A 26096-nucleotide genomic window follows, 5' to 3' on the forward strand; every position below is an offset into this window, starting at 1 on the left:
TCACACGGGCGTCACGGCGAGCTTGCCCTTGGCGCGGGTCAGCGTTTCGCCCAGCAGCTTAACCAGCGCATAGACGGCGTCCATATGAGGCGTCGCGACGCCGACTGTGCGGCCGAGCTCGATCACGGAGCCGATCAGCGCGTCGGCCTCGATCGCGCGTCCGCTTTCGACGTCCTGCAGCATCGACGTTTTGTGCGCGCCGACGGCTTCGGCGCCGGCGATGCGCTTTTCGAGCGAAATGCGGAATCGGATGCCGAGCGCCTCGCCGACCGTCTGCGCCTCGCGCATCATCTCGGCGGCCAGCGCGCGGGTCGGCGCAAAGCGGCAAATGTCTTCGAGAGTCGCATGGGTCAGCGCGCTGATCGGATTGAAGCTCAGATTGCCCCAGAGCTTGGTCCAGAGCTCGGAGCGAATATCGGTGACCACCGGCGCCTTGAAGCCGGCTTTCGTAAACGCCTCGGAGACTTGCGTGATCCGCTCGCTTTTGGAGCCGTCGAGCTCCCCGAGCGAAAACCGGTTGCCTTCGATATGGCGGATGACGCCGGGCTTCTCGATTTCGGCCGCCGGATAGACGACGCTGCCGATGACATGGCGGATCGGCAGATTGTCGGCGATGATCCCCCCCGGATCGACGCTCTGCAAGCGCACGCCTTCATGCGGACCGCCGTGCCCGAAAAAGTACCACCATGGAATTCCGTTCTGCGCCGTCAGGACCGTGGTCTTCGGGCCCATGATCGCCGGCAAGTCGCCGACGACGGCCGCGACCTGATGCGCCTTCATGCCGAGGATGATCAGGTCCTGCTGGGGAAGGTCGGCGATGCGGTCGGAGGCGGCGACGGGCGCGACGATCTTGTCGCCCTCTTCGATCAGGGTCAGCCCATTTTTCGCAATGGCCAGAAGGTGCGCGCCACGCGCAATGACGCTGACCTCTTCGCCGGCATGGGCGAGTTTGGCGGCGAGGAGGCCGCCGATCGCGCCGGCGCCGATTACGCAGATTTTCATCGATCGATTTCCATTCGTCCTATCTTGCAGGGGAATAGCCGCTTTCGCGAAGCGCGTTCCATGCCGGATCCGCCGGCGTGATGTCCAGTCCGAGAGGTCGAAATCGCAAAAATCTGCGCCGACGCCGCAGGAAGCGCAAAAATCGGCCGCTCGGTCAATCCCGAAAATTTCCGCTCAGGCGCGCCCGAAGCTTCAGGAGCCCGCTCCCCATCCCCGCTCAATCGTCGCGCAGTTTATGCCGCAATGCACCCAAGAGGGATTCTCTTTCAACCATAATATTCTTGGCCTTTCACAAGAAAAAATTGCTTGCCCAAACTTGCTGCGGCAATCAAAACTTCTGCGCCAGACGCGCTCTGGGTTGTCAGCTGAGGATTTGACCAAGTGGCCGAAGAGTCTGTGTTGGTTGGAAGTCGGGCCGCGCCAAATCGATGGCTGCAGCTTGTTTTGGGCGTGCTCTGCATGACCATGATCGCCAACCTGCAATATGGCTGGACCCTGTTCGTCAATCCCATGCAGGAAAAGTTCGGCTGGGACCGCTCCGCTATTCAGATCGCTTTCACGATTTTCATCGTCGCCGAAACCTGGCTCGTGCCGCTGCACGGGTATGTCGTCGACAGGATGGGACCAAAGGTCGTCGTCCTGCTGGCCGGGTTGCTGTGCGGCCTCGCCTGGGTGCTGAATTCGCAGGCGACAAGCCTGCCCATGCTGTATTTTGCTCAGGCGATCGGCGGCGTTGGCGCCGGCGCTGTCTACGGGGCAAGCATTGGCAGCGCTTTGAAATGGTTCCCGGATCGCCGCGGCTTCGCGGCGGGCGTCACCGCGGCGGGTTTCGGAATGGGCTCGGCGCTGACGATCATCCCGATCGCGTCGATTATCGCCAATCAGGGCTTCCAGCAGGCGTTCCTATATTTCGGTCTGCTACAGGGAATTGTGCTCTGCGTTTGCGCGATTTTCCTGAAAGCTCCCGAGAAGATTGACGTCACAAAAGCCGCCGATATGGCGGTCGTCGGCGAGCGGCGGCAGTATAATCCCTGGGAGATGGCGCGCACGCCTGTGTTCTGGCTTATGTACGCCATGTTCGTCATGATGGCGGCCGGCGGCCTCATGGCGACGGCGCAACTCGGGCCGATCGCAAAGGATTTCGGCGTCGCCGGCGTTCCGGTCAGCATTCTCGGATTGACCTTGCCGGCGCTGACCTTCGCGCTTTCGATCGACCGCGTGCTCAATGGCCTGACGCGTCCCTTTTTCGGATGGGTGTCCGACAAGATCGGGCGCGAAGTCACGATGTTTATCGCCTTCGGGCTGGAAGGGCTGGCTATTCTGGCGCTCAGCAAATTCGGCCACACGCCGGGAATGTTCGTTCTGCTGACTGGCCTTGTGTTTTTCGCCTGGGGCGAAATCTACAGCCTGTTTCCCGCTACTTGCGCCGACACTTTTGGCGGCAAATTCGCCGCGGCCAACGCCGGTTTGCTCTACACAGCGAAGGGAACAGCCGCTCTGCTGGTTCCTTTTTCCAGCATGCTCACCGCCGCGACCGGCAGTTGGCATTTGACGTTCTGGATCGCCGCGGCGCTGAACATCATCACCGCATTGCTGGCGATCGCGCTGCTGCGGCCGATGCGACGGCGGTTCGCGGCCTGACGGGCGGGGCTCCCGGGCCGCTGATTTCCTTGACATTGGCGCGGGCTTCGTCCCGCGCCAATCTGCGTGATATGACGGTCACCTGTCATTGATGCCGGCCCGCCTGGCTGGAACGCGGCGAGCAGCCCGCTTTCCTAAAACTTCTCGCCCTTGACGGCGATCGCCGCGCTCAATTCGGCGACGGCCGGCTGCGCGCTGCGGCGTGAGCGCAGCATCACGAATTCTAGCTCGCCCAATGGCGGCATGCCCTCACGTGGCGCGCGTTCGATGAGTCCTTTCGGGATCAGCTTGCGCGAATGCGCCATGAATCCGAGGCCGGCTTCGGCGGCGGCGACGAGACCCGAGAGACTACCGCTTGTACAGGCGATCCGCCAGGACGCGCCGGCGCGCTCGAGCGCCGCAATCGCCATAAAGCGCGTCAGGCTGGGCGGCGGATAGAGAATGAGCGGCGCCTGGTCGGTCTGCGACGGCGGCTCTTTTTCGCCGCTGATCCAGACGAGCTTGTCGCGCCAGACGAGATCGCCGCGGTCCTCGCCCGGCCAGCGCTTGCACAGCACAAGGTCGAGTTCGCCCGCGTCGAAGCGATTGATCAGGGTGCTGCTGAGGCCGATCGTGAATTCGAGATCGACCAGCGGATGGTTTTGCACGAACCCGGCGAGGATCTCGGGCAGCCACGAGAGAACCAGATCCTCCGACGCGCCAAAGCGCAGGCGCCCGCGCAGCTTCGCGCCGGCGAAATAGCGCTTCGCCCGCTCATTGGTTTCGAGAATGCTGCGGGCGAAGGCCACCATCGCCTGACCCTCTGGCGTCATCGTGATCGAATGAGTGTCGCGGATGAACAGGCGGCGCCCGACCGCCTTCTCGAGCTTGCGCACATGCTCGCTCACCGTCGGCTGCCCCAGGCCAAGGCGCCGGCTCGTCTCCGAAAAGCTGGCGCCCTCGGCGATGACAAGGAACGTCCTGAGGCAAACCGGATCCAGCAGGAGGCTATCGGAAAAAGCCATTGCACTCATCACGATAATCCGCGTTCACGCGGCGAGGCCGCCGACGATAATGCGCGCGTTGCAGTTGGCGCTTCCAACGAGAAAAGACAAGGAGGATGAAATGACGCTCTATTCCCGGCGCAAGCTACTTGCGACCAGCGCGGCCGGCGGCCTCATCGCAGCGGCTGCCGCGAGCGGCGCGGCGGCGGAAACCTACTCCGCCGCGGCCATGAGCGACCCAGGCCCGCGCGACGGCGCCGAAGAAGCCATCAATCCGTTCGAGTGGCAGGGGCTCCCGACCGATCATGGCAATCTTGGCACGTTGCGGCATTCTTTTTCGCAGGTGCACAATCGCCATACGGACGCCGGCTGGGCGCGCGAGGTCACTGTCCGCAATTTCCCGATCTCGAAGAACATGGCGGGCGTCAATATGCGGCTGCCGACCGGCGCGGTGCGCGAGCTGCATTGGCATGTTCCGGCCGAATGGGCCTTCGTGACCTATGGACAAGGCCGCATCACCGCCGTCGACTCCGGCGCGCAAAGATTCGTCGCCGATGTGAAGGCGGGCGACCTCTGGTTCTTCCCCGGCGGGGTGCCGCATTCGGTGCAGGGCCTCGGTCCGGACGGCTGCGAATTCGTCCTCGTCTTCAATGACGGCAATTTCTCCGAGGACTCGACCTTCCTGATCACCGACTGGTTCAACCACACGCCAAAAGACGTGCTCGCCAAGAATTTCGGCGTCCCCGCCGCGACCTTCGACAATACCAACCGGAAGGATCTATGGATCTTCGGCGCGCCTCTGCCGGGCGATCTTTCCGCCGACCTCGCCCAGAGCAAACAGCCCTTCGTGCCGAACGCCTACGCGTTCCCGCTCGGGGATCAGACGCCGGTGTTCCAATCGGCGGGGGGCGCCGTCCGCATCGCCGATTCGGAGAATTTTCCGGCAACTACAATGGCGGCCGCGCTTGTCGAAATCGCGCCCGGCGGCATGCGCGAATTGCACTGGCATCCGCTTTCGGACGAATGGCAGTATTACATCAGCGGAACCGCGCAAATGGGCATTTTCCACGGCGAGGGACGCAACAACACCGTCGAATTCCACCCAAGCGACGTCGGCTACGTGCCGCAGTCGATCGGCCATTATGTCAAAAACATCGGCAAGGATACGTTGCGTTTCCTCGAAGTCTTCACCTCGGCCAAATATGCCGACATCTCGCTGGCGTCATGGATGAACAATGTGCCGCATGAACTTGTGTCGGCTCATCTCAATATCGACGTCGATACCTTGCGCAAAATGGCGCAGAGCAAGACTCCGGTTGTGCCGGTCTAGCTCCTTCGCTAGAATCGCTGGAATGCAAACGTCAAGTCTGATGACCAGGGGCGGGCTGCGGCTCGCCCTTCGCGTCTCTTGACTTGCGTCCAGCCGCCAGCGAGAGCGGCGGAAACAGGGCTTGGGAGGGCCAATGTCTACAACAGTCGATCTTAAGGGCGGGGGACCCGCGCCCGGTTTTCTTTCGCGCGAAGCCACGGTGGCGAAGCCGGGCTTCAACCGGTGGCTCGTGCCTCCCGCCGCCCTCGCCATCCATCTTTGCATCGGCATGGCCTATGGCCTCAGCGTATTCTGGCTGCCGTTGTCGCGCGCGCTGGGACACGACAAGGCGATTGCATGCCCCGACATGTCGATCGCGACTGCGCTTTTCACGACGAGCTGCGACTGGCGCGTCAGCGATCTGCTCGTGGTGTTCGAACTGGGAATCGTCTTCCTCGGATTGTCGGCCGCATTGTTCGGCGGCTGGCTCGAGCGGGCGGGTCCGCGCAAGGCTGGCCTCGTGTCCGCGGTCTGCTGGGGCGGCGGGTTCCTCATCGGCGCCTATGCCGTCCATATTCACCAGCTCTGGCTGCTCTGGATCGGCATCGGCGTCATCGGCGGCATCGGCCTAGGCCTTGGCTATATTTCCCCCGTGTCGACGCTGATCAAATGGTTTCCGGACCGCCGCGGCATGGCGACCGGCATGGCCATCATGGGATTCGGCGGCGGCGCCCTGATCGGCTCGCCGCTCGCCAACATCCTCATGAACAATTTCAAGACGCCGACCGACGTCGGCGTGTCGCAAACACTGTTGACGATGGGGCTTATCTATCTCGTCGCGATGCTGTGCGGCGCCTTCGGCTATCGCGTGCCGCCGAAAGACTGGCTGCCGGGGGGCTGGACGCCGTCGGAGCACAAGAGCGCCCTTGTCACCAGCGGCAATGTCGACCTCAAGGACGCGCATAAAACGCCGCAATTCTGGATGATCTGGATTGTGTTGTGCATGAACGTGTCGGCCGGCATCGGCGTGCTCGCCATGGCCTCGCCCATGCTGCAGGAAATCTTCGCAGGCTCTTTGGTCGGCCGCCCCGACGTCGGCTTTTCGGCGCTCGACACGGGCCAGAAGGCGGCGGTCGCGACAGTCGCGGCGGGCTTTGTCGGCCTCTTGTCGCTGTTTAACATCGGCGGCCGGTTCTTCTGGGCCTCGCTCTCGGACAAGCTCGGCCGCAAGCTGACCTATTTCACTTTTTTCGGCCTCGGCATTCTGCTTTACGCCGCGGCCCCGAGCTTCGCCCATATGGGATCGAAGCTGCTGTTCGTCGCCTCTTTCTGCATCATCCTCTCGATGTATGGCGGCGGCTTCGCCACGGTTCCGGCCTATCTCGCCGACATCTTCGGCACGCGCTACGTGGGCGCCATTCATGGCCGCTTGCTCACCGCCTGGTCGACGGCGGGCATCATCGGTCCGGTCGTCGTCGGCTATATCCGCGACGCGCAGATTGCGGCCGGCGTCGAGCGCGCGCTTGTCTATGACCGGACCATGTACATCCTCGCCGGCTTCCTTGCGGTCGGGTTTTTGGCCAATGCGTTGGTGCGTCCTGTCAATAGCAAATGGCTGATGAAAGACGAGCCGGCCGCGCCGGCGGCCCTTGGCGCGAAGCATGTCGCTGCGCCGGTTTCGGCCATTGGCCCAGGGGGGTTCAGCGCCACGACGGCGATTCCATGGGCGCTGGTCGGCCTGCCGATTCTGTGGGGCGTCTGGAAGGCGCTCGAGAGCGCCGCAAAGATGTTCTGATCGAATTTTAAGATCTGGATTACAAGGGCGTCCCCCGGGACGCCCTTTCTTTTTGGGCTCAGTCTTCCTTGTAACCGAGCTCGGGAATGCCCTGTTCGGCGCCGTAATATTTATAGGGCAGGAATTTCCCCGACATCGAGATGCGGACGCGGTCGCCCTTGGCGTTGGGCTCCCGCTCGATCTGCATGTCGAAATCGATCGCCGACATGATGCCGTCGCCGAATTCCTCCTCGATCAGCGCCTTCCACGCCGGCCCGTTGACCATGATGAGCTCATAGAAACGGTACAGCAGCGGGTCGGTGGGCGGCATCGGCGAGCCGCGATAGGGCGTCTCGTTCAGCATGCGCTCTTCGCTCTCGGAAAGCTCGAACAGCTGCGCCGCCTTCTTCGCCAGGGGCTTGACGAGCTTCATCTGGCCGAGCAGGGCGCCGACGACAAGAACCTCGGACATGCCGCCAATCTCTGTCGTGATATGTTTCCAGCTCCAGCCTTTGGCGCGCTTGATGTCGAGAATTTTCTCGGTGAGTTCGTCTCGCTTCACGGATCGCCTCCCTGTGTGACCGCGGCTTTTCGCAGGCATAGAAGGCGCCACAAAGGACGCCTTCGCAGCAGTTACCCGTTGAAGGAAAACAGCCTCGCGGCGTCGAGCGCGTCGCACAGGGCCTCGCTGGTGAGCCGCGCCTGCGTCGTGGCCGCGGCCTGCAGCGCAAGGCCGAGACGCTGGCTGACCCGGTGGTGATCGAATACTGGCTCGCCCGGCGCCAAAACCGCCGCCTCCAGCGCGCTGAGATCCTCTTTCGTTCCGCCGGCGTCGAGAGCCAGAGCCAAGGCGAGGCAGGCGCGCCTTTCGGGGTCGTTTGGCCATTGCGCGCGCAGGAGGCGATAGAGATTGACGAAGCGCTTCAGCCTGCGCGCCGACGGACCCGCCACGGGGGCTAGCGCCGCAAGGAGGCGCGTCTCAAAATCGCTCAAAGGTTCGTCGAGCGCGCATCGCGCGGCGTCGGGCGCCGCGATATTGGACGCCTCAGAGCTCGCGCTCAGAAGGTTGTGGACCTGAGCGGCGGGATCGCGCCTTGCCGCGAGTTCACCGATCGAAAAGGGCGCTGAAATCCATTTTTCGAGGTCGATCTCGGCATCGGCAAATCGGGCCGGGTTGACCGCGATCAGGCTGACAAAGCCGGGTCCGGGCGCGCAGCTTAGAATTTCCAGCGCGCGGGCAGCAGGAACGAGATCGAGATTATCGAGCGCAAGGATAATTCGCTGCGCCGCGCCGCCGGACGGTCCAGACGATTTGGCTTCAGCGCCTTCGGCCTGTTTTTGCACGAGCGCCCCAACGGCGGCGAGGAAGCGCTGCGCCTGCTGCTTGATGAGGTCGGCGGCGAAGGGCGAGGGTTCGGCCAGCGCCGGATTGGCGATGTTGAGGCCGCCCGCGCGTCGCTCCGCCTCGGCTGCTTTGCGGCTCAGCCGATCGACCTCGCTCGCCAGATCCTGCACGCGGCGCGACTGATGGCCGAGAAAGGCGTCGGCCTCGCGGCGGCGTTCGAGCAGGTCCGCATTCAGCAGCTGCTCGCCGCGAAAGACGAGCCGCAGCAGCCGCAGGCCGCGCCAAAGATTGCTCAACAGCATCAGGCCGGCGCCGACATAAAAGGCGCCGCGGAATGTTGCGAGCCAATCGATATGGGCGGCGATCCACTCGGCCGCCACTGCCATTTGCGGCTGTGCGCGAAGCCAGTCGAGCCATGTCGCTTGATGGGCGAGCGCGACGCCAAGGCCGAACCCGGCCAAAGCAAAGATGATCGCCCAGACGATCCGGCTCGACTGCCCCTTGAGGCCCCAGAAGGCGTCGGCGAAAAAGCCGAGCCGCGACGGGCCGCGCGCGTCAGCCAGCGTGCGCACCCTATCCTTATAGGCGAGCAGCGGATCGCCTGGCGCGCCGAAGCGCGACATGGTCGCGGCGATGCGCCCGCGCGTCCGCGCCGCAAAGGCGTCGATTTTAGAGCCTGGCGTCTCGTAAAGCACGGTGTCGGTAAGCCGCGCCCGGCGCCCGTCGGCCTCCTCGAGAAGGCGGCGCTCGGATTCAAGCTTGCGGCTGACGGAGTCGAGCCGCTCGAAGGCTTCCCGCGTGGCGAGCCCCGGATCGCGCGCGGCGTGCGAGGCCTCGACCGCAAGCTGCGGCTGATCCAGCGCGAGGCGGGCGTAAAGGGCGCCGGCGAGGGCGGTCGCGGCCGGCCCGTCGAGGTCGGCGGCGTCGACCCGCAGGGTCAGGATATTTGCAAGGAAGGGCGAGGAGGTCGCGCCGCGCGCCGCGGCGGCCAGACGTTCGACGCCCTCGATTAGCCGGCTGAGGGCGACGCTTTTGCCGCTGCCGGACGGCCCGAGGAGGCCGATCGAGAAAGGGGTCTGCGTCCTGCGATGCAGCGCGAGCTCGGCGAGCAACGCCAGCGGCGCGTCGGCCGGTCCGAGCGCGGCGCTGTCGTCGCCGACGTCGGCGGCAAAAAGCGCGCTTTCGCCTTTCGGCCGCGTCGTCGCAGCGACGGATTTTGCCGGCGCGGGCGTCGGCCCGGGCGGCAGGGCGCCGCTGAGTTTGGGCTCGATTTTTACGCTCCCGGCTTTCGGCGCGGCCGGCGGGGGCTCCGCCTTGGCGCCGGGAATGAGAGATCCGAGATTTCGTAATCCGATGTCGGGCAAGGCTGATGTTCCTTATCGAGTCCCGGATGTTCTAGCCCATACGCGCCGCGAACGAAAACTGTCGCGCCCGGCTGGCAAAGCCACATTCACCGTTGTTTGATCCGGTCTCGCGCCCGCTAGGCTGAAACAGTCCCGTGGAATGTCAGAATATTCACGCCGGCGAAAAATGCGCCCTTTTCCGAAACGGCCAAGGCGTTCTCGCGCCAGAGGTCCGCCTGCTGCGGCGTCAGGACGCCGGCCTCGACGCAATTGCGGCAAAGGCGCGGCAGGTCAAAGACGGCGTCGGCGCAGGCCAGATCGGTCGTCGCAAGCGCATGGGCTTCGCATTGCAGATCGGTGACGCCGCATTCGTCGAGCATGACGCCGAGCTCGCGCCCGACGAACGGGTTGCGGAACGATCGCAGCCAGACTTCGCTCATTTTTGCGCTCGCGGCGCCAGCGCCATTATAGAGGACAAAGGTTCCCCAGTCAGGCTCGGCGGCGACGATCCGCCCGCCGGGACGCGTCACGCGAACCATTTCCCGCAGGCTCGCGCGCGGATCTTCGATGTGCTGCAGCGCGCGGTCGATCCGCGCGCCATCGAAGGCGTCCGTCTGTAACGGAAGGCGGTCGGCGTTCGCCTGCAGGAATCTGACGTTCCCCAGTCCCTGCGCGCGGGAGCGCGCGGCGCCAAGAAGGCCCTCGCTCCGGTCGACGCCGAAGATCTCCGCGGCCGGGAAGCGCTTCGCCATTTCGATGACGTCAAAGCCGGTCCCGCAGGCGACGTCGACGACCTTGTCGCCATCCCGGACGCCGAGCGCCGCCCATGTGCGCGCCTTATACGATCGGAACAGCGGCAGGTCGTTCAGGACACCGAGGCAATGCGTCAGCTCCTGCAGCATTCCGCCGTCCGCGTCGCGAAATCCTTGAGCGATATCGGTCATCGAGGCTCCGGCGCCGGCAACGCGCGGCGATCGTTTCAGGCGGCGGCCTGCGCCGCCAAGGTCACGCCAGTCGGCCGCGCTCCAAGGCCGGCCTGTCGTCAAAGTCGCCCATTTATCTGGACCCACCGGGCTGCTGCGTCTACATAGCGTCCAAACCCACGAAACTTTCGAATGCGGACGCGGAGCCCTTATGGCGCGGCAATTCATTTATCATATGCAAGGCCTGACGAAGACGTTTTCGACCGGCAAGAAGATCCTCGAAAACGTCAATCTCTCCTTTTATCCCGACGCCAAGATCGGCGTGCTCGGCGTCAATGGCGCGGGCAAATCGACGCTTTTGAAGATCATGGCCGGGATCGACAAGGAATATACGGGCGAGGGCTTTGTCGCCGAAGGCGCCCGCGTCGGCTATCTGCCGCAGGAGCCGCAGCTCGATTCCACGCTCGACGTGCGCGGCAATGTCATGCAGGGCGTCGCGGCGAAAACGGCGATCCTCGAACGCTACAACGACCTCGCCATGAATTATTCTGACGAGACGGCGGATGAAATGACGACGCTGCAGGACGAGATCGAGGCCAAGGGCCTGTGGGATCTCGACGCGCAGGTGGAGCTCGCCATGGACGCGCTCGGCTGCCCGCCCGACGATTGGGCGGTCGACAAGCTCTCCGGCGGCGAGCGCCGCCGCGTCGCGCTGTGCCGCCTTCTGCTCGAACAGCCGGAGCTTTTGTTGCTCGACGAGCCGACCAACCATCTCGACGCCGAGACGGTGAATTGGCTCGAAGGTCATTTGCGGGCCTATCCGGGCGCGATCCTGATCGTGACCCATGACCGCTATTTTCTCGACAATGTGACGGGCTGGATTCTCGAGCTCGACCGCGGCCGGGGCATTCCTTACGAGGGCAATTATTCGGCGTGGCTGAAGGCGAAGCAAAAGCGCCTGCAGCAGGAAAAGAGCGAGGACGCCTCGCGCATGCGCGCGATCGAGGCGGAAGCCGGCTGGATTTCGTCGAGCCCGAAGGCGCGGCAGGCGAAGTCGAAAGCGCGCATTCAGCGCTATGAGGACCTCGTCAACAAGCAGAACGACAAGCAGGCGGTGACCGGACAGATCGTCATTCCCGTGGCCGAGCGGCTCGGCAATACGGTGGTCAATTTCGAGCATCTGTCGAAGGGTTTTGGCGACAAATTGCTGATCGACGATCTGACCTTCAAGCTGCCGCCCGGCGGCATCGTCGGCGTCATCGGCCCGAATGGCGCGGGCAAGACGACGCTGTTTCGCATGATCACCGGTCAGGAGAAGCCGGACAAGGGCACGGTGACGGTCGGGGAGTCCGTCCATCTCGGTTACGTCGATCAGTCGCGCGATTCGCTCGACCCCAAGAAGAACGTCTGGGAGGAAATTTCCGAGGGCGCCGAAGTGATCTATCTCGGCAAGCGCGAGATCAATTCGCGCGCCTATACCGGCGCCTTCAATTTCAAGGGTCCTGACCAGCAGAAAAAGGTTGGCCAGCTTTCGGGCGGCGAGCGCAACCGCGTGCATCTTGCAAAGATGCTGAAATCAGGCGCCAATCTGCTGCTGCTCGATGAGCCGACCAATGATCTCGACATTGAGACGCTGCGCGCGCTCGAGGAGGCGCTGACCGATTTCGCCGGCTGCGCGGTCATCATCTCGCATGACCGCTTCTTTTTGGACCGTATCGCCACCCACATCCTCGCCTATGAAGGCGACAGCCATGTCGAATGGTTTGAGGGGAATTTCCAGGATTATGAGGAGGACAAGAAACGCCGCCTCGGCCAGGAAAGCCTCATTCCGCACCGGATGAAATACAAGAAATTTTCGCGCTAACGAAAAATGCCCGGCTAAAACGCCGGGCATTTTTTTGTGCTTAGACGCCGCTCAACGCAAAGCGCCGAGCAACCACAAGATCAGCAAAATGATCAGGACGGTGCCGAGCACCCCGCCGAGACCTGCGCCGCCGTAGGAGCCATAGGCCCAATAGCCGCCTCCGCCGCCGAACAAGATTATTAAAATAATGATTATGAGAAGCGTGCTCATCTTTTCCCTCCGCCAGAATGGCCTATGCGGACTGTTAAGCCGCGCATGTTCCGGACGCCTGTGGTAACGCTTCGATTGCCAATTCGTTCAATGCATTGCGCTGCGAGGCGAAGACGCTTCTTCAATTTGGCCGGGCCGCGATAGATCATCCTCGCGAAGCAAGATCGCGCCCGAAATGAGTCAGGCCGCGCTTTTCGACGTAGCGATCGGTGCGGCTGTATCGGTCGGCCATTCGCTCCGCGCGTTGTAGGCGACGCCATAGACAATCGGCAGCAGAGCCGGAAACAGCAGCCGAAACTCACTGATATTGCCCCCTAACATCCGATAAAAAATAATCCACAGGGGCAGGGCGAGGCAGTTAACGAGGAAGAAACGATCGCGCCAGGAGGGGGGTTTTCGCCCGTCGCGCGTCACGAAATAATAGGCCAAAAACAAAAAATGGAGCGCGAGCGTGGCGACCGTCGTCAGCGACCAGAGCCCGTGCTCGAAAAAGATCTTTGTGATCGAGGTTTCAATACCCGTCTCGCTCGCAACGACAGAGATCGGGGCCGGATAAAACAATCGGATCAATTTATATTCGACGATGAACAGCACGGCGAAGCCGAGCACGAGCGCAGCGCGGTTTTTCAGCGGCATGCGCCAATCGCAAGCGGCCCACACAGCCACGAAAAAAACGACGTGGAAGGCGCTCTCCCGAAAGAGCCCGGTCGCCAGCATGAATATGGCGGCGGGAATGAATTTTTCCTGCAGGACGAAGTAGAGAGACAGGCTCAGAAAGGCGAGGCTGCTCATGTCTCCCGGATAATAAACATACTGCCCGATAAGGCACATGAAGGCGAACAGGCAAAAGAAGGTTTTGCGGTCGAGCAATCTTGCGTTGAGGACGGGCGGCAATGTCGCGATATAGAAGGACAGGCATGTGATGACCACCGCCGACAAGCGCAGCGGATTGAGGCGCGGATCGGTTGATTTGAACAGCGCGCCGATCCAGTTCGACAGATCGTAGACAATCAGATTTCCCAAAAATCTTGGGTAGTTAATCGAGTTCGAACTCAAATAATGCTGCTTGAACTGCTCGACGCTTACAAGGTCCGACTCAAGCTTGATGTCATTAATGATATTGTAAAAATAGACGAAGCTGGCGTCGGCGGAGAATTTGAAGAAGATCAGGAAGAAGGAGACGGTCGCCATTGCGTAAAGCACGCTCATTTCGGCGAACTGACGCAGGCCGTCGAGGCGAGAACCGGCCGCCGGACGAGGTTGATCCGAAATCAACGCGTCATTTTCAAAGGTGAGCTTGCCGTCGCCTGCGCTCATCGCGTCACTCCAGAATGGCCCGAACCGATTGCATGAATTGCTCAGTGGAAAGGCAAGATCGCGGCCAGCCTTCATGATCCGATCTTCGCCCGGCGCGGTGAAATGTGCAGGCGGGCGTGGCGGCGCCGTGACGCCGCCCGCTCCGAGAGACAATAACGCTATTCCGCGGCCGTCAGGCGACGTGGAAGACGGCGGAAATCTCTTCGACCGCGTCCCAAAGCGCGTCGAAATGGCCGATGATCCGATCCGGCTCGAACGTTTCGACCGGCAGATCCGTATAACCGAAGGTGACGGCCACGACCGGAACCTTGGCGTTATGGGCCGTGTCGATATCGGTCTTGGAATCGCCGACCATAATCGCACGGCGCGGATCGCCGCCGGCTTTGGCGATCGTCTGCAGCAGAGCGTCGCCTTCCGGCTTGCTCACTGCGAATGTGTCCTTGCCGCAGATCGCCTTGAACCGGTCGGCGATGCCGAGGGCGGTCAAGAGCAGGCGCGAGGGCGCCTCGAATTTATTGGTGCAGACGGCAAAGTTCCAGCCGGCCGCCTCGAAACGGTCGAGCGCGGCGGTCACGCCTGGATAGAGCACGCTCTCATCGGCGATATGCGCCTCGTAATGATCGAGATAGTCGGCGAATAATTGATCGAGCCGCTCTTCTTCGACGACGACGTCATTTGCCTTGAGCCCCCGCTGCAGCAGCGCCTTGGCTCCGGCGCCGACCATTGCGCGCGCGTCCTTGAAAGAGACGGCCGCCAGTCCTTCTTGGGTCAAGATGGCGTTCAGGGTCGAGACGAGGTCGGCCGCGGTGTCGGCCAGCGTGCCGTCGAGGTCGAAGACCAGCAGCGGCGGGATTGCGAGAGACTTGTTCATGGGCTCCTGCTCAGCCTGAGGTCACGGTTGGCGGAAAGCTTCGGGGAAGACAGCGCCCAACGCAAGCCGCGGTTTCCGGTCATTTCGTCACGCGCGGGCGCGTATGGTTTTCGATGTCGGGGCGACCTGGTGTAGAAGACTATCGAAATCAAGGGCCGGGAAGGGCCGGAACCGGCGGAGAGTTTATATGCGAGGCATCGGTTTTTCAAAGGCGCGGCGCCTTTCGCATCTTGCGGCCTGCATCGCCGGGCTCGCCGCCGCGGCCGGCGGGGCGGGGGGAGCCGCCGCCGCGAACTATGAATTTCTGGCGGCGCCCCATACCGACCTCAATCGCGTCTACCGGCTCGATCGCGCCACGGGTGAAGTTGGGGCCTGCCAATATGGGCTGAAGGACGGTTCGGTCGGGGTCACGCTCTGCTATGCGCCCGGGGAAGGCGCGGGGCCGCAAGCCTCGAGCGAATATTCGCTGGTCGCCTCCCGGCATGAACGCGAGGGGGGCGTTTTTCGGGTCGATCTGCGCACGGGCATGATGTCGATCTGCTATGTCCTGAACGAGGCGGTGGTGTGCACGCCGCAGGCGCGCTGACCGGCGACGACATCTTCCGCCGCGCCTTGACGGAGCGCCCCGCAACGGACTACGCCGCTTGCGAGCCGTCATTCCTGGCCCACGGCAGCGAGGACAACGCAGAAATGACCACCCTAAGCCCCGATGAGGCCAAACGCGCCGCGGCCGCCGAGGCGATCAAGCTCGTCAGGCCCGGCATGAAGCTTGGCCTTGGCACGGGATCCACGGCGCGGCATTTCGTCGATCTTCTCGGCGGCCTCGTCGCCGCGGGGCTCGATGTCCTCTGCGTGCCGACCTCGGAGGAGACGCGGGCCCAGGCGGCGGCGCTCGGCGTCGCGCTGACGACGATCGACGCCGAGCCCGAGCTCGACCTCACCGTCGACGGCGCCGACGAGTTCGATGACAGTCTGCGGCTGGTCAAGGGCGGCGGCGGCGCATTGCTCAGGGAAAAAATCGTCGCCACGGCCTCGAAGACGATGGTCGTGATCGCCGACGTCTCCAAACATGTGGAGATCATGGGCAAATTCCCGCTGCCGGTCGAGGTGACCCGGTTTGGCCTCGAGGCGACGCGGCGGCTGATCCGCGCCAGGGCGGAGGAGGCGGGCTGCGCCGGCGAGATCGTGCTGCGCGACAAGGGCCCCGGTCAGCCTTTCATCACCGACAATGGCAATTTCATCCTCGACTGCCATTTCGGCGCGCTGCCGCGTCCTGAGCAATTGGCGCAGGATCTCAGTGCGATCCCGGGCGTCGTCGAGCACGGCCTCTTCATCGGCCTTGCTAAAGCGGTGATCTGCGCCGGCCCGGGCGGAATCGAGATCTTCGGCCGGCTCGAAGCACAGGCGCCGCCCTGAGCCGCGACGGTTCGCGATACAAACAACCCAGGTCTCAAGACGAATAGATCCAGGTCTTAACGAGAAGATTTCAGGGAGACTTCGGTTGCAGAGCGTTTTTCGTTCCATCAGGCTGACAGCGGCCTGCGCGATTTTCATCGCGGGTTTTGCGGGTCTCGCGACGGCGCAGAAGTCCGCCCCCCAGGCGGCGCCCCCCGCGGCGCCCGCGCCAGCCGGCGTCATCAAACCGTCCCACCTCGCCGCGGCGCGCGCGCTGGTGCTGAGTTCCGGCATGGCGCGCTCCTTCACCGCCATCATCCCCGAATTCGTCGATCAGATCGGCGCGTCGCTGAGCCAAACCCGCCCGGAGTTGACCCAGGATCTCAAAGAGGTTTTGACCAATCTGCAGCCGGAATTCGAACGTTTGCCGGATCAAATGACCGGTTTCGCGGCGCAGATTTTCGCCCAGCATCTCAGCGAGCCCGACATCAATACGGCGGTCGCCTTTTTCACCAGCGCCGCCGGCAAGAATTACGTGGCGTCGCAACCGGCCGTCCTCAGCGACATCGTGACCGCCATGCAGGGCTGGCAGGGCAAGATATCGACCGATATGATGACCCGGGTGCGGGAAGAAATGAAGAAAAAGGGCCACGACATCTGAGCGCGTGACCGCGTGCGCCCCGCGGCGTCCGATAGTCCAAGGCGAGGCGAATGACCGATTTCGATGTTGATCTTTTCGTAATCGGGGCCGGCTCCGGGGGCGTGCGCGCCGCCCGCATCGCCGCGGGCTATGGCGCTCGGGTCGCCATCGCCGAGGAATTCCGCGTCGGCGGAACCTGCGTCATTCGCGGCTGCGTGCCGAAGAAGCTGATGGTCTACGCCAGCCGCTTTCGTGACGAATTTGACGATGCGGCCGGGTTTGGCTGGACCATCCCTGAGACGGCCTTCGACTGGCCAAAGCTCGTGGCCGCCAAGGAGCGCGAAATTTCGCGGTTGTCCGCGATCTATCGGGCCAATCTCGAAAAAGCCGGCGTCGCGATGATCGACAGCCGCGCCGAGATCGAAGATCCAAACAGCATTGTCCTTGCCGATGGCCGCAGGCTCAGCGCCAAAATCATCCTTGTCGCGACCGGCGGGACGCCTGTGCTTGAGCCGGAGATTCCAGGTCGCGAACTGGCGATCACCTCGAATGAGGTTTTCGATCTTCCCGTCATGCCGCCGCGTCTCCTGATCGTCGGCGCCGGCTATATTTCGGTGGAGTTCGCCTCGATTTTCACGCGGCTCGGATCGAAGGTCGCGATCGCCTCGCGCGGCGAAAATGTGCTGCGCGGATTTGACGACGACATGCGCTGCGGCGTGCGCGACGCGCTCGTGGAGGAGGGCGTCGAGATGCATTTCAGCCATCTTCCGACGCGGATCGAAAAGATCGACGGGGGTTTAAGAGTTCATCTCACCTCGGGCCTTCAGCTCGATGTGGATCAGGTGATGATGGCGACCGGCCGGCGCCCCCACACGAAGGGACTCGGCCTCGAGCGCGCTGGCGTGAAGCTGGATGGCGTCGGGGCCGTGATCGTCGATCATTTCTCGCAATCGAACGTCAAATCGATCTACGCCGTCGGCGACGTCACCAACCGCATTCAGCTGACGCCGATCGCCATCCGCGAGGGCCACGCCTTCGCCGATACGGTGTTCGGCGACAAGCCGACAGCGGTTGATCACGCCCATGTGCCGACCGCAGTGTTCACGACACCGGAGCTCGGCGCGGTCGGCCTCACCGAGGTTGAGGCGCGCGAGGTCTGCGACTGCGTCGATATCTATCAGGCGAGCTTTCGCCCGCTAAAAGCGACGCTTTCGGGCCGGACCGAGAAAACCATGATGAAAATCGTCGTCGACGGCCGTAGCGACGTCGTGCTTGGGGTCCATATTCTCGGCGAAGGCGCCGCAGAACTGGCGCAAGTCCTTGCCATCGCCATTCGCCTCGGCGCCAAGAAAGCCGATTTCGACGCGACCATCGCCGTGCATCCAACCTCGGCCGAGGAGCTTGTGACGATGCGCGCCCGCACGGCGCGCTTCGAGCGGGCGACCGCGGGCCCGGAGGCGCCCGACGCCGTTGACGCCGAGTTTTTGAACGGATGACCCGCCTCGCCGATTTGAGCTCATGAGCCAAAGCGAGATGCAGAAAATGCTCGCGGGGGCGCTTTATCGCGCCGACGACCCGGAGATCTCGGCCGCCCACCGTAAGGCATGTATCTGGCTTGAGCGCTACAATTCCATGCTCGCGGCCTCGATCGCGGAGCGTCACGCGGCGCTGGCGGAATTGCTTGGCGAGGTCGGCGCTGGCGTCAATATCCGGCCGCCGTTCCATTGCGATTATGGCTTCAACATTCGCATCGGCGCGGGCGCGTTCCTCAATTTCAACTGCGTGATCCTCGATGTCGTTGCGGTGAGCATCGGCCAAATGACGCAAATCGGCCCGGCCGTGCAGATCCTCGCGGCCGACCATCCGCGCGATCCGGCGCAGCGTCGGGCCATGCTCGAATCGGGGCGTCCGGTCAGCATCGGCGCCAATTGCTGGATTGGCGCGGGGGCGTTGATCCTGCCCGGCGTGACGATCGGCGATGATTGCATCATCGGCGCGGGAAGCGTTGTGACGCGCGACGTCGCGGCGGGCGCGACCGTCGCCAGCAATCCGGCGCGGCGTCTCAGATAGGCTCAAAGCGCAAACATTGCATCCGGGGGGCCGCGCCTGCTAGATGCTTTCTTTCCAAAAAGTCCTATCTAGGACGCGGAGGATCTGCGCCGTCTGGGCTCCGGCCCAAAATTCAATCATTGGGAGCGGCCGGAACCGCTCGGGAGTATTAAAATGTCCGTCGAGTCCTGGTCGCCGTCGAGCTGGAGAGCCAAGCCGATCGAGCAGTCGCCCGTCTATTCCGACGCCGCGGCGCTCGCGGATGTCGAACGGCAGCTCGCCGGCTTTCCTCCGCTCGTCTTTGCCGGCGAAGCGCGCAAGTTGAAGCGCATGCTCGGCAAGGTCGCCAATGGCGAAGCTTTTCTGCTTCAGGGCGGCGATTGCGCCGAAAGCTTTGCCGAGCATTCGGCGGACAATATTCGCGATTTCTTCCGCGTCTTCCTGCAGATGGCGGTGGTGGAAACCTTCGCCGCCGCGCTGCCGGTGGTCAAGGTTGGCCGCATCGCCGGCCAGTTCGCCAAGCCCCGTTCGGCGCCGAACGAGACCGTCGGCGGCGTGTCGCTGCCGAGCTATCGCGGCGATATCGTCAATGACATTGCGTTTGAGGCGAGCGCCCGCGTGCCAGACCCCGCGCGCCAGCTCATGGCCTATCGGCAGGCGGCGGCGACCTTGAACCTGCTGCGCGCCTTCGCGACGGGCGGCTACGCCAATCTTGAAAACGCGCATCAATGGATGCTGGGCTTCATCAAGGACAGCCCGCAGTCGGCGCGCTATCAGGAGCTTGCCGACCACATCACCCAAACGCTCGGCTTCATGCGGGCGATCGGGCTCGATCCCGAGTCCCATCAGGAGCTGCGGCAGACCGATTTTTACACCTCGCATGAGGCGCTGCTGCTCGGCTTCGAGGAGGCGCTGACGCGCGTCGATTCGACGACCGGGGATTATTACGCGACCTCCGGCCATATGATCTGGATCGGCGACCGCACGCGTCAGCCCGGCCACGCCCATATCGAATATGCGCGCGGCGTTAAAAACCCGATCGGCCTCAAATGCGGCCCGACGCTGAACCCTGATGAGCTGATCCGGCTGATCGACATCCTGAACCCGGACAATGAGGCCGGGCGCCTGACGCTGATCTGCCGCTTCGGCGCCGACAAGGTCGAGGCCAGCCTGCCGACCCTGATCCGCGCCGTTCAACAGGAAGGACGCAGCGTCGTGTGGTCTTGCGATCCGATGCATGGCAACACGGTCAAGGCCGCCTCCGGCTACAAGACGCGGCCGTTCGACAAGATCATGAGCGAGATCCGCTCCTTCTTCGCGGTCCACCAGGGCGAAGGAACCTATCCGGGCGGCGTGCATCTCGAAATGACCGGAAAGAACGTCACCGAATGCACCGGCGGCGCGCGCGCGATCTCCGACGCCGATCTGCATGATCGCTATCATACCTATTGCGATCCGCGCCTCAATGCAGAGCAGGCGATCGAGGTGGCTTTCCTGATCGCCGAACTGTTGAAGACCGGCCGTATGGGCAAGGGCCTGCAGGCCCATCCCGCCGCCGCCGAATGAGACAAAAGCCGCGCCTTAAGCGCGCGGCCTTTTGATCTCAGCCGATCACCACAACGAGAATGGCGGACAAGCGCAGCCACATGCGTTCCCGGAGCCGGGCCATGCGCTTGCGTCAGCCATTTGGCAGTAAGCGAGGACATTTGATGACGCTGGCGCAAGGCTGCATTCTCCAATGACCGACACGCTCGTCATCGGCCTCGCGCAGATTGATTCGACGGTTGGCGATATCGCCGGCAATGTCGCGCGCGTCCGCGCAGCCCGCACGGAAGCGGCGGGTTTCGGCGCTGACGTCGTGATGTTTTCGGAGCTCTTCATCGCCGGCTATCCGCCGGAAGATCTGGTTCTGAAGCCGGCCTTTCTGGAGGCCTGCCGAGCGGCCCTTGACGACCTTGCGCGCGACACCGCCGACGGCGGTCCGGCGATTCTCGTCGGCGTTCCGCTCGTCGAAAACGGGCTTGCCTACAACGCCTATGCGCTGCTCGACGGCGGCCGCGTCGAGGCCGTGCGCTACAAGGTCGATCTGCCGAATTACGGCGTTTTCGACGAAAAGCGCGTGTTCGCCCCGGGACCCATGCCGGGCCCCCTAACGCTGCGCGGCGTGCGCATCGGCGTGCCGATCTGCGAAGACATCTGGGGGCCCGATCCGGTCGAATGCATCGCCGAAACGGGCGGCGAAATTCTGCTCGTTCCCAACGGCTCGCCCTATTGGCGCGGCAAAGCTGACGAGCGCCTCGCCATTGTCGCCGCCCGGGTCGTCGAGAGCGGCCTGCCGCTGATCTATCTCAATCAGGTCGGCGGCCAGGACGAATTGGTTTTCGACGGCGCCTCCTTCGGCCTCAACGCCGACCGGACGCTCGCCTTCCAGCTTCCGGCCTTTACTTCCGTGGTGGCGAGAACCGTGTGGCGGCGCGGCGACAACGGCTTTGTCTGCGTTGAAGGGCCGAAGGCCGCCATCGAACAGGGCGAGGAGGCCGACTACAGCGCCTGTGTGGTCGGGCTTCGCGACTATGTCGAGAAGAACGGATTTCCCGGCGTCGTGCTCGGCCTCTCGGGCGGGATCGATTCCGCGCTATGCGCCGCCATGGCCGTGGACGCGCTGGGCGCCGCCCGCGTTCATTGCGTCATGCTGCCCTATCGCTACACCTCGAATGAGTCCCTTTTCGACGCGGAAGGCTGCGCAAAAGCGCTTGGCGTCCGCTACGACATTTTGCCGATCGAGCCGATCGTTTCCGGCTTCGAGACGACGCTGCGGCCATTGTTTGCTGGAACTCCCCCGGGCCTCACGGAAGAAAACATCCAGAGCCGCGTGCGCGGCGCAACGCTGATGGCAATCTCCAACAAATTTGGCGCGATGCTGGTGACGACTGGCAACAAGTCGGAATTGTCGGTTGGCTACGCCACCATCTATGGCGACATGAATGGCGGCTTCAATCCGTTGAAAGATCTCTACAAGATGGAGGTTTTTCGGCTGTGCCGCCTGCGCAACCGCTGGAAGCCGAAAGGCGCGCTCGGACCCGATGGCGTGGTGATTCCAGAAAATATTCTGGTGAAGCCGCCCTCGGCGGAGCTGCGCGAGAATCAGAAGGATCAGGATTCGCTGCCGCCCTATGAAGAGCTTGACGCCATTCTGGAAGGGCTGGTCGAAAAGGAGATGCGCGTCTCCGATCTGATCGCGGCGGGTTTTACGGCTGAAACGGTGAAGAAGGTCGAACGGCTGCTTTATCTCGCCGAATACAAGCGCCGCCAGTCGGCGCCCGGCGTCAAAGTGACGAAGAAGAATTTCGGCCGCGACCGCCGCTACCCGATCCTCAACAAATTCCGCGATTCGGGCGCTCCCGCCCCGGCGCCCGAAAAGCGAGGGCCGAGCGGCCTGGGCGTGGCTCCGGCCGATGATGTTGTGTAGCGCCGGGGTTCATTCGCGCGGGTAGCGCCGTCTTGCCTCGTCGGAAAAGGCCTGTTCGCTTTGCAGCCTGTCGCCCGCCAGCCAAACTTCGCTGACGTCCCCTTTGTCATTGCGAACGAGCCGCGCCGGCTCGCCAAAATTGCCGAATCCGCCAGCCTTTGTAATTGTGGCGGCGTCGGCGCCGCAGGGCGTCAGCTCGCTGACGTCGGCGAATGGATTTAACTGCGCCGGAAGCGCGACCAACACCTTGTGGCCCATGGGCGTGAGATCTGTCGCGCCCCAGAGAGTCCACCACCGCCCCGTCCAGTGAGCGACGTCTTCGTGCGGCGCGCCATGGTGAGCAAAAGCCTGCAAAATATGCGTGACGCCGTCGAACAATTGCGCCGCCCCGCCGTCGCTCGCATTCGTCAGCACCGAGACGCAGAGCTCTTGCGACGGCAACACGGCGGTGTGGGTGGCGAAGCCCTGAAAGCTGCCGGAATGACCGTACCAGGGCCAATCGCCGATATCGCCGTGAATGAGGCCGAGTCCATAATGCCGCTCCGCGCTCGTGTCGGGAACGCGCCAATGGCGCCGCGTCATCTCGCGCCGGCTCGCGACGCTGAGGATGCTTTGGTCTGCGTCCGGATTGAGCTGGCTGTAGAATTGCGCAAGGTTTTTGGCCGAGCTGATGAATCCCGTCGCCGCCGCCAACGCATAGGTCGGATTGTCGCCCGGTATGACGAGGCGCTCGCCGAACAACAGCTTTGCGCTGTGTCCTTGACTGAGTGTGGCGCGGGCGCCCTCGTTCGCATCGGGGTAGGTTCCGGTTAGACCGGCGGCCGCAACCACCTCGCGCGCGACCCAGTCATTGTAGGATTCGCCCGTTACGGCGGCGATCACAAGCCCGAGCAGGCCAAAAGCGTGATTGGAATATTTGAAGCGGAGATTGGGTTCCAGAATGGGCGGCTCGGCGAGAGCCTCGCGCAATTCCGCCTCGTTGAGAAACGGCCGGCGATCGACCCATTGGCCGCCGTCGCGCCCGTCACGAACGACGCCCGCCGAATGGCTGAGAAGCTGCGCGAGGCTTGCCTTGGCGATCTGCGGATTGAGCCCTTCGACATAGTGGCCGACGGCGTCGTCGAGGCGGAGCCGGCCCGCATCGGCCAATTTGAGGAGTCCTACCGCAGTGAAAGTCTTCGAATGGGAGGCGACGCGGAAATTATGGCCCGGCGTCAGGGCGGCGCCGGCAGCGCGATTGGCGATTCCAAAGGCGCAATCGAGCGCCAGTTTGCCGTCGGCCGTGATCGCTACGGCGACGCCCGGCAAGTCCTGCTGACGCAGCTGAAACGCGATCCAGCGGGGAATATAGCCCAGCGCCGCGGCCAACCATTTTTTCATAGGCAGCTTCCGTGTGTGGAAACAAGGACGGCTGCCTGTTTATCACGGTTGGCTTTTGTGGGTCGCAGCGCTCAGGGCTTATGCGCCTCGCGCCACTTTCGCACGGCGGCGAGCGCCGTCGAAATATGTTTCTCCGCGCCCGAATCGGCATAGGCGGACAGGATCTTTCCTGCCGGCGAGATCACATAGGAAATGCGGTGCGCATAGGCCGGCCCGGCGATCGGCAAGGTAAAGGCCGCGTCATAGGCCTTGATCACCGAAAAATCGGGATCGGCGCCGACCGGGAATTTGTCGCGGCATTCCTTGCTCGAAAACTCCTGTTGCGTCACGATATTATCGCTTGAGACGCCGATGACGCTGGCGCCAGCCGCCGCAAAATCCTCGATGCTTTCGGCAAATTCATGCGCCTCCTGAGTGCAGACGCTGGTGAAGGATTTTGGGTAGAAATAAACGACCACCGGCCCTTTTTTCAGGGCTTCGGCAAGCGAGAATTTGAACGGCTTGCCGCCCTGCGCCGCCTCAAGCGAAAAGTCTGGCGCGGCGTCGCCGGGCTTAAGCGCCGCCATCGCGCCGGTGGCGAAAATCCCGAGGCAAAAGGAAAGAAACAAGGTCATGCGCTTCAAGGGAGTCGTCCTTTGTCTCGGATGGCGGCTAGGGGCGGAGCCGAATGGCACTGCCTTTGCGATCCATAGATAAGGCGCGATCGGCATAGATCAAATTCTTGCCTCGCCGCGGGCGTTCCGCCGAATGACCTGCGGCGGCTGGCCGAAGGCGCGCAAAAACGCGCGGCGCATGTGATCGCGATCGGAAAAGCCGGTATCCCGCGCGATGCTGTCGATCGGACGCGTTCCCTGCTCCATCATCATTCGCGCCTCCTCGATGCGGAGATGCTCGACGGCCTTTGCCGGCGATTGCCCGGTTTCAGCATGAAAGGCGCGGCTGAACTGGCGCGGGCTGAGGTGAGCCGCCTCGGCCAGTTGCTCGACCGTCAACCGCATGTGCAGATTGCGCTTGGCGTAAGCCAGCGCGCTCTGGATGCGATCGGATTTCGGTTCGAGCTCCAGCAGCGCCGAAAATTGAGACTGCCCGCCCGCGCGGCGGTGGTAGACCACGAGTTTGCGAGCGACCGAGCGCGCGATCTCAAGCCCCAGATCCTCCTCGACCAAGGCGAGCGCAAGATCGATTCCGGCTGTCATCCCGGCCGATGTATAAATCGGGCCGTCCACGACAAAGATCCGATCTTCATCGACTTTCACTTTCGGAAACAGCGCCTGCAACTGCCGTGCGTGAAACCAGTGCGTCGTCGCGCGCCGTCCATCGAGCAGTCCGGCTTCCGCCAGAACGAACGCGCCCGTGCAGATCGATGCGGTGCGCCGGCGCCGGCCGGGCGTTTGCCGTAGAAAGGCCGTGAGGCCGGGGCTTGGCGGCGCAATCTCGGTCCCCCCGCCGATGATGAGCGTGTCGTAGTCACCGGCATCGAACGCTTCCGTCTCGATCCGCATGCCGACTGAACTTTGGACCAGGCCGCCGCTCTCCGAGAGCAGCCGCACGTCATAGACGGACTTTTCCGCCAGCATATTCGCAAGCTCGAATACCGAGACCACCGCAAGGCCCATCATCGAATAGCCGGGAAAGATGGTGAAACCGACGCGCTGCATGGATGGCTCGTTATGTCCTAAAAGAACGTTTATATGACATTTGAGACGCAGAGCGGCAAGCGTAAACCTCATGCGAGGCCGGCTATCGGCGGACAGAGGGAACGAACATGACGAATAACGGACAAAAGGGCGTCGCGCTGATCACCGGCGGCTCCGCGGGCATCGGCGCCGTCTATGCGGATCGACTGGCCAAGCGCGGCTATGATCTCATTCTGGTCGCGCGCAATCAGGCGCGGCTCGACGCGCTGGCCGAGCGGTTGCGGGGCGAAACCGGTCGCTCTGTCGAAACGATCGCGGCGAGCCTTGGCGATCGGAACGATCTCGCCCGTGTCGAAGCCAGACTCTGCGAGGAGACTCGCCTGACGCTGCTCGTCAACAATGCCGGGGTGGGCGCTGTGACGCCCCTGCTGCAATCCGATGTCGACAAGATGGAGCAGATGATCACCTTGAACGTCACCGCGCTGACCCGGCTGACCTATGCCGCAGCGCCCGGTTTCGTCGCGCGGGGCTCGGGCGCCATCATCAATATCGCCTCGGTCGTCGCCATTGCGCCGGAATCCCTGAACGGCGTCTACGGCGCGACCAAAGCCTTTGTCCTGGCGCTTAGTCTTTCGCTTCAGCATGAACTGGCCGCGAAAGGGCTCCGCGTTCAGGCGGTGCTGCCGGGGGCGACGGCCACGGAGTTTTGGGAGATCGCGGGTCTCCCGCACCAGAATCTGCCGGAGGGGATGGTGATGACGGCGGAAGATATGGTCGACGCCGCGCTGGCGGGCTTTGACCAGGGCGAACTGGTCACCATCCCGGCGCTGCTGGACATAGCGGAATGGGATGCGTTCGAGGCGGCGCGCCGGGCGATGTCGCCCAAGCTGTCGCGCACGACGCCGGCCGATCGGTACCGGTTAGCGGAAGCTCACGCCGGCTGA

23 protein-coding genes are annotated in these 26096 nt (G+C 63.2%); 12 read left to right on the forward strand and 11 right to left on the reverse strand.

All coding sequences use genetic code 11. The features are described from left to right. Positions 1-1002 (reverse strand): 2-dehydropantoate 2-reductase, encoded by a 1002-nt coding sequence (locus MSIL_RS00560; RefSeq protein ID WP_012589159.1) that lies wholly within the window; start codon positions 1000-1002, stop codon positions 1-3. Positions 1003-1383: 381 nt separating this feature from the next. On the opposite strand from MSIL_RS00560, the gene oxlT reads away from it, so the two are divergent. Beyond that, complete coding sequence (gene oxlT, locus MSIL_RS00565) at positions 1384-2643, forward strand: oxalate/formate MFS antiporter (RefSeq protein WP_012589160.1); 1260 nt, start codon at positions 1384-1386, stop codon at positions 2641-2643. A gap of 134 nt (positions 2644-2777) precedes the next feature. Here the strand turns inward: oxlT and MSIL_RS00570 are convergent, their stop codons facing one another. After that, complete coding sequence (locus tag MSIL_RS00570) at positions 2778-3656, reverse strand: LysR family transcriptional regulator (protein WP_012589161.1); 879 nt, start codon at positions 3654-3656, stop codon at positions 2778-2780. A gap of 91 nt (positions 3657-3747) precedes the next feature. Here MSIL_RS00570 and MSIL_RS00575 point away from each other — a divergent pair, with 91 nt between their 5' ends. Together MSIL_RS00575 and MSIL_RS00580 are read left to right on the forward strand one after the other, a co-directional pair. Further along, positions 3748-4956, forward strand: a complete 1209-nt coding sequence (locus MSIL_RS00575) for a cupin domain-containing protein (RefSeq protein WP_012589162.1) — start codon at positions 3748-3750, stop codon at positions 4954-4956. A 133-nt stretch (positions 4957-5089) separates the two neighbouring features. Continuing rightward, positions 5090-6730 (forward strand): OFA family MFS transporter, encoded by a 1641-nt coding sequence (locus tag MSIL_RS00580; RefSeq protein WP_012589163.1) that lies wholly within the window; start codon positions 5090-5092, stop codon positions 6728-6730. Positions 6731-6788: 58 nt separating this feature from the next. Here MSIL_RS00580 and cynS read toward each other — a convergent pair whose 3' ends face one another. The 3 genes from cynS to MSIL_RS00595 all read right to left on the reverse strand — a co-directional run bounded on the left by cynS (position 6789) and on the right by MSIL_RS00595 (position 10341). Continuing rightward, positions 6789-7271, reverse strand: a complete 483-nt coding sequence (cynS, locus tag MSIL_RS00585) for a cyanase (protein WP_012589164.1) — start codon at positions 7269-7271, stop codon at positions 6789-6791. A gap of 71 nt (positions 7272-7342) precedes the next feature. Further along, positions 7343-9418 (reverse strand): hypothetical protein, encoded by a 2076-nt coding sequence (locus tag MSIL_RS00590; RefSeq protein WP_012589165.1) that lies wholly within the window; start codon positions 9416-9418, stop codon positions 7343-7345. Positions 9419-9534: 116 nt separating this feature from the next. Then, the gene (locus MSIL_RS00595) at positions 9535-10341 is read right to left on the reverse strand and encodes a class I SAM-dependent methyltransferase (protein WP_012589166.1); all 807 of its coding nucleotides are present in this window, start codon (positions 10339-10341) and stop codon (positions 9535-9537) included. Positions 10342-10531: 190 nt separating this feature from the next. Between MSIL_RS00595 and ettA the strand changes: the two genes are divergently transcribed. Beyond that, entirely contained in the window at positions 10532-12184 is a 1653-nt protein-coding gene (ettA, locus tag MSIL_RS00600; protein ID WP_012589167.1) for an energy-dependent translational throttle protein EttA, read from the forward strand. Positions 12185-12235: 51 nt separating this feature from the next. On the opposite strand, the gene MSIL_RS20445 is transcribed toward ettA, so the two are convergent. The 3 genes from MSIL_RS20445 to MSIL_RS00610 all read right to left on the reverse strand — a co-directional run bounded on the left by MSIL_RS20445 (position 12236) and on the right by MSIL_RS00610 (position 14582). Continuing rightward, positions 12236-12394 carry a DUF3309 family protein gene (locus MSIL_RS20445; RefSeq protein WP_012589168.1) on the reverse strand — a complete coding sequence of 53 codons (159 nt, stop codon included), beginning with the start codon at positions 12392-12394 and terminating at the stop codon, positions 12236-12238. Positions 12395-12574: 180 nt separating this feature from the next. After that, positions 12575-13711: a hypothetical protein gene (locus tag MSIL_RS00605; RefSeq protein ID WP_012589169.1), complete on the reverse strand. Its 1137-nt coding sequence runs from the start codon at positions 13709-13711 to the stop codon at positions 12575-12577. Between the two features lie 172 nt (positions 13712-13883). Beyond that, positions 13884-14582, reverse strand: coding sequence for an HAD-IA family hydrolase (locus MSIL_RS00610; protein WP_012589170.1), 699 nt, complete (start codon positions 14580-14582; stop codon positions 13884-13886). 187 nt (positions 14583-14769) lie between these two features. Between MSIL_RS00610 and MSIL_RS00615 the strand changes: the two genes are divergently transcribed. The 7 genes from MSIL_RS00615 (at position 14770) to MSIL_RS00645 (ending at position 22135) form a co-directional block, all read left to right on the forward strand. Beyond that, positions 14770-15168, forward strand: coding sequence for a hypothetical protein (locus MSIL_RS00615; RefSeq protein WP_012589171.1), 399 nt, complete (start codon positions 14770-14772; stop codon positions 15166-15168). A 104-nt stretch (positions 15169-15272) separates the two neighbouring features. Further along, entirely contained in the window at positions 15273-15998 is a 726-nt protein-coding gene (gene rpiA, locus MSIL_RS00620) for a ribose-5-phosphate isomerase RpiA (RefSeq protein ID WP_012589172.1), read from the forward strand. Between the two features lie 85 nt (positions 15999-16083). Continuing rightward, positions 16084-16638 (forward strand): DUF2059 domain-containing protein, encoded by a 555-nt coding sequence (locus tag MSIL_RS00625; protein ID WP_012589173.1) that lies wholly within the window; start codon positions 16084-16086, stop codon positions 16636-16638. Positions 16639-16688: 50 nt separating this feature from the next. Beyond that, a complete protein-coding gene (gene gor / locus MSIL_RS00630; protein WP_012589174.1) occupies positions 16689-18113 on the forward strand; it encodes a glutathione-disulfide reductase in 1425 nt (474 codons plus the stop codon). 22 nt (positions 18114-18135) lie between these two features. Further along, positions 18136-18687: a sugar O-acetyltransferase gene (locus MSIL_RS00635; RefSeq protein WP_041367415.1), complete on the forward strand. Its 552-nt coding sequence runs from the start codon at positions 18136-18138 to the stop codon at positions 18685-18687. 153 nt (positions 18688-18840) lie between these two features. After that, entirely contained in the window at positions 18841-20232 is a 1392-nt protein-coding gene (locus MSIL_RS00640) for a class II 3-deoxy-7-phosphoheptulonate synthase (RefSeq protein WP_012589176.1), read from the forward strand. Between the two features lie 172 nt (positions 20233-20404). After that, positions 20405-22135 (forward strand): NAD+ synthase, encoded by a 1731-nt coding sequence (locus tag MSIL_RS00645; protein WP_012589177.1) that lies wholly within the window; start codon positions 20405-20407, stop codon positions 22133-22135. A gap of 9 nt (positions 22136-22144) precedes the next feature. Here MSIL_RS00645 and MSIL_RS00650 read toward each other — a convergent pair whose 3' ends face one another. The 3 genes from MSIL_RS00650 to MSIL_RS00660 all read right to left on the reverse strand — a co-directional run bounded on the left by MSIL_RS00650 (position 22145) and on the right by MSIL_RS00660 (position 25173). Continuing rightward, positions 22145-23515 (reverse strand): serine hydrolase domain-containing protein, encoded by a 1371-nt coding sequence (locus MSIL_RS00650; RefSeq protein ID WP_012589178.1) that lies wholly within the window; start codon positions 23513-23515, stop codon positions 22145-22147. A gap of 71 nt (positions 23516-23586) precedes the next feature. Further along, the gene (locus MSIL_RS00655; RefSeq protein ID WP_049768233.1) at positions 23587-24129 is read right to left on the reverse strand and encodes a peroxiredoxin; all 543 of its coding nucleotides are present in this window, start codon (positions 24127-24129) and stop codon (positions 23587-23589) included. A gap of 99 nt (positions 24130-24228) precedes the next feature. Then, positions 24229-25173 (reverse strand): GlxA family transcriptional regulator, encoded by a 945-nt coding sequence (locus tag MSIL_RS00660; RefSeq protein ID WP_012589180.1) that lies wholly within the window; start codon positions 25171-25173, stop codon positions 24229-24231. 107 nt (positions 25174-25280) lie between these two features. On the opposite strand from MSIL_RS00660, the gene MSIL_RS00665 reads away from it, so the two are divergent. After that, positions 25281-26096: an SDR family NAD(P)-dependent oxidoreductase gene (locus MSIL_RS00665; RefSeq protein WP_012589181.1), complete on the forward strand. Its 816-nt coding sequence runs from the start codon at positions 25281-25283 to the stop codon at positions 26094-26096.

It is taken from the genome of Methylocella silvestris BL2 (genome assembly GCF_000021745.1).
Taxonomy (GTDB): Bacteria; Pseudomonadota; Alphaproteobacteria; order Rhizobiales; family Beijerinckiaceae; genus Methylocapsa; species Methylocapsa silvestris.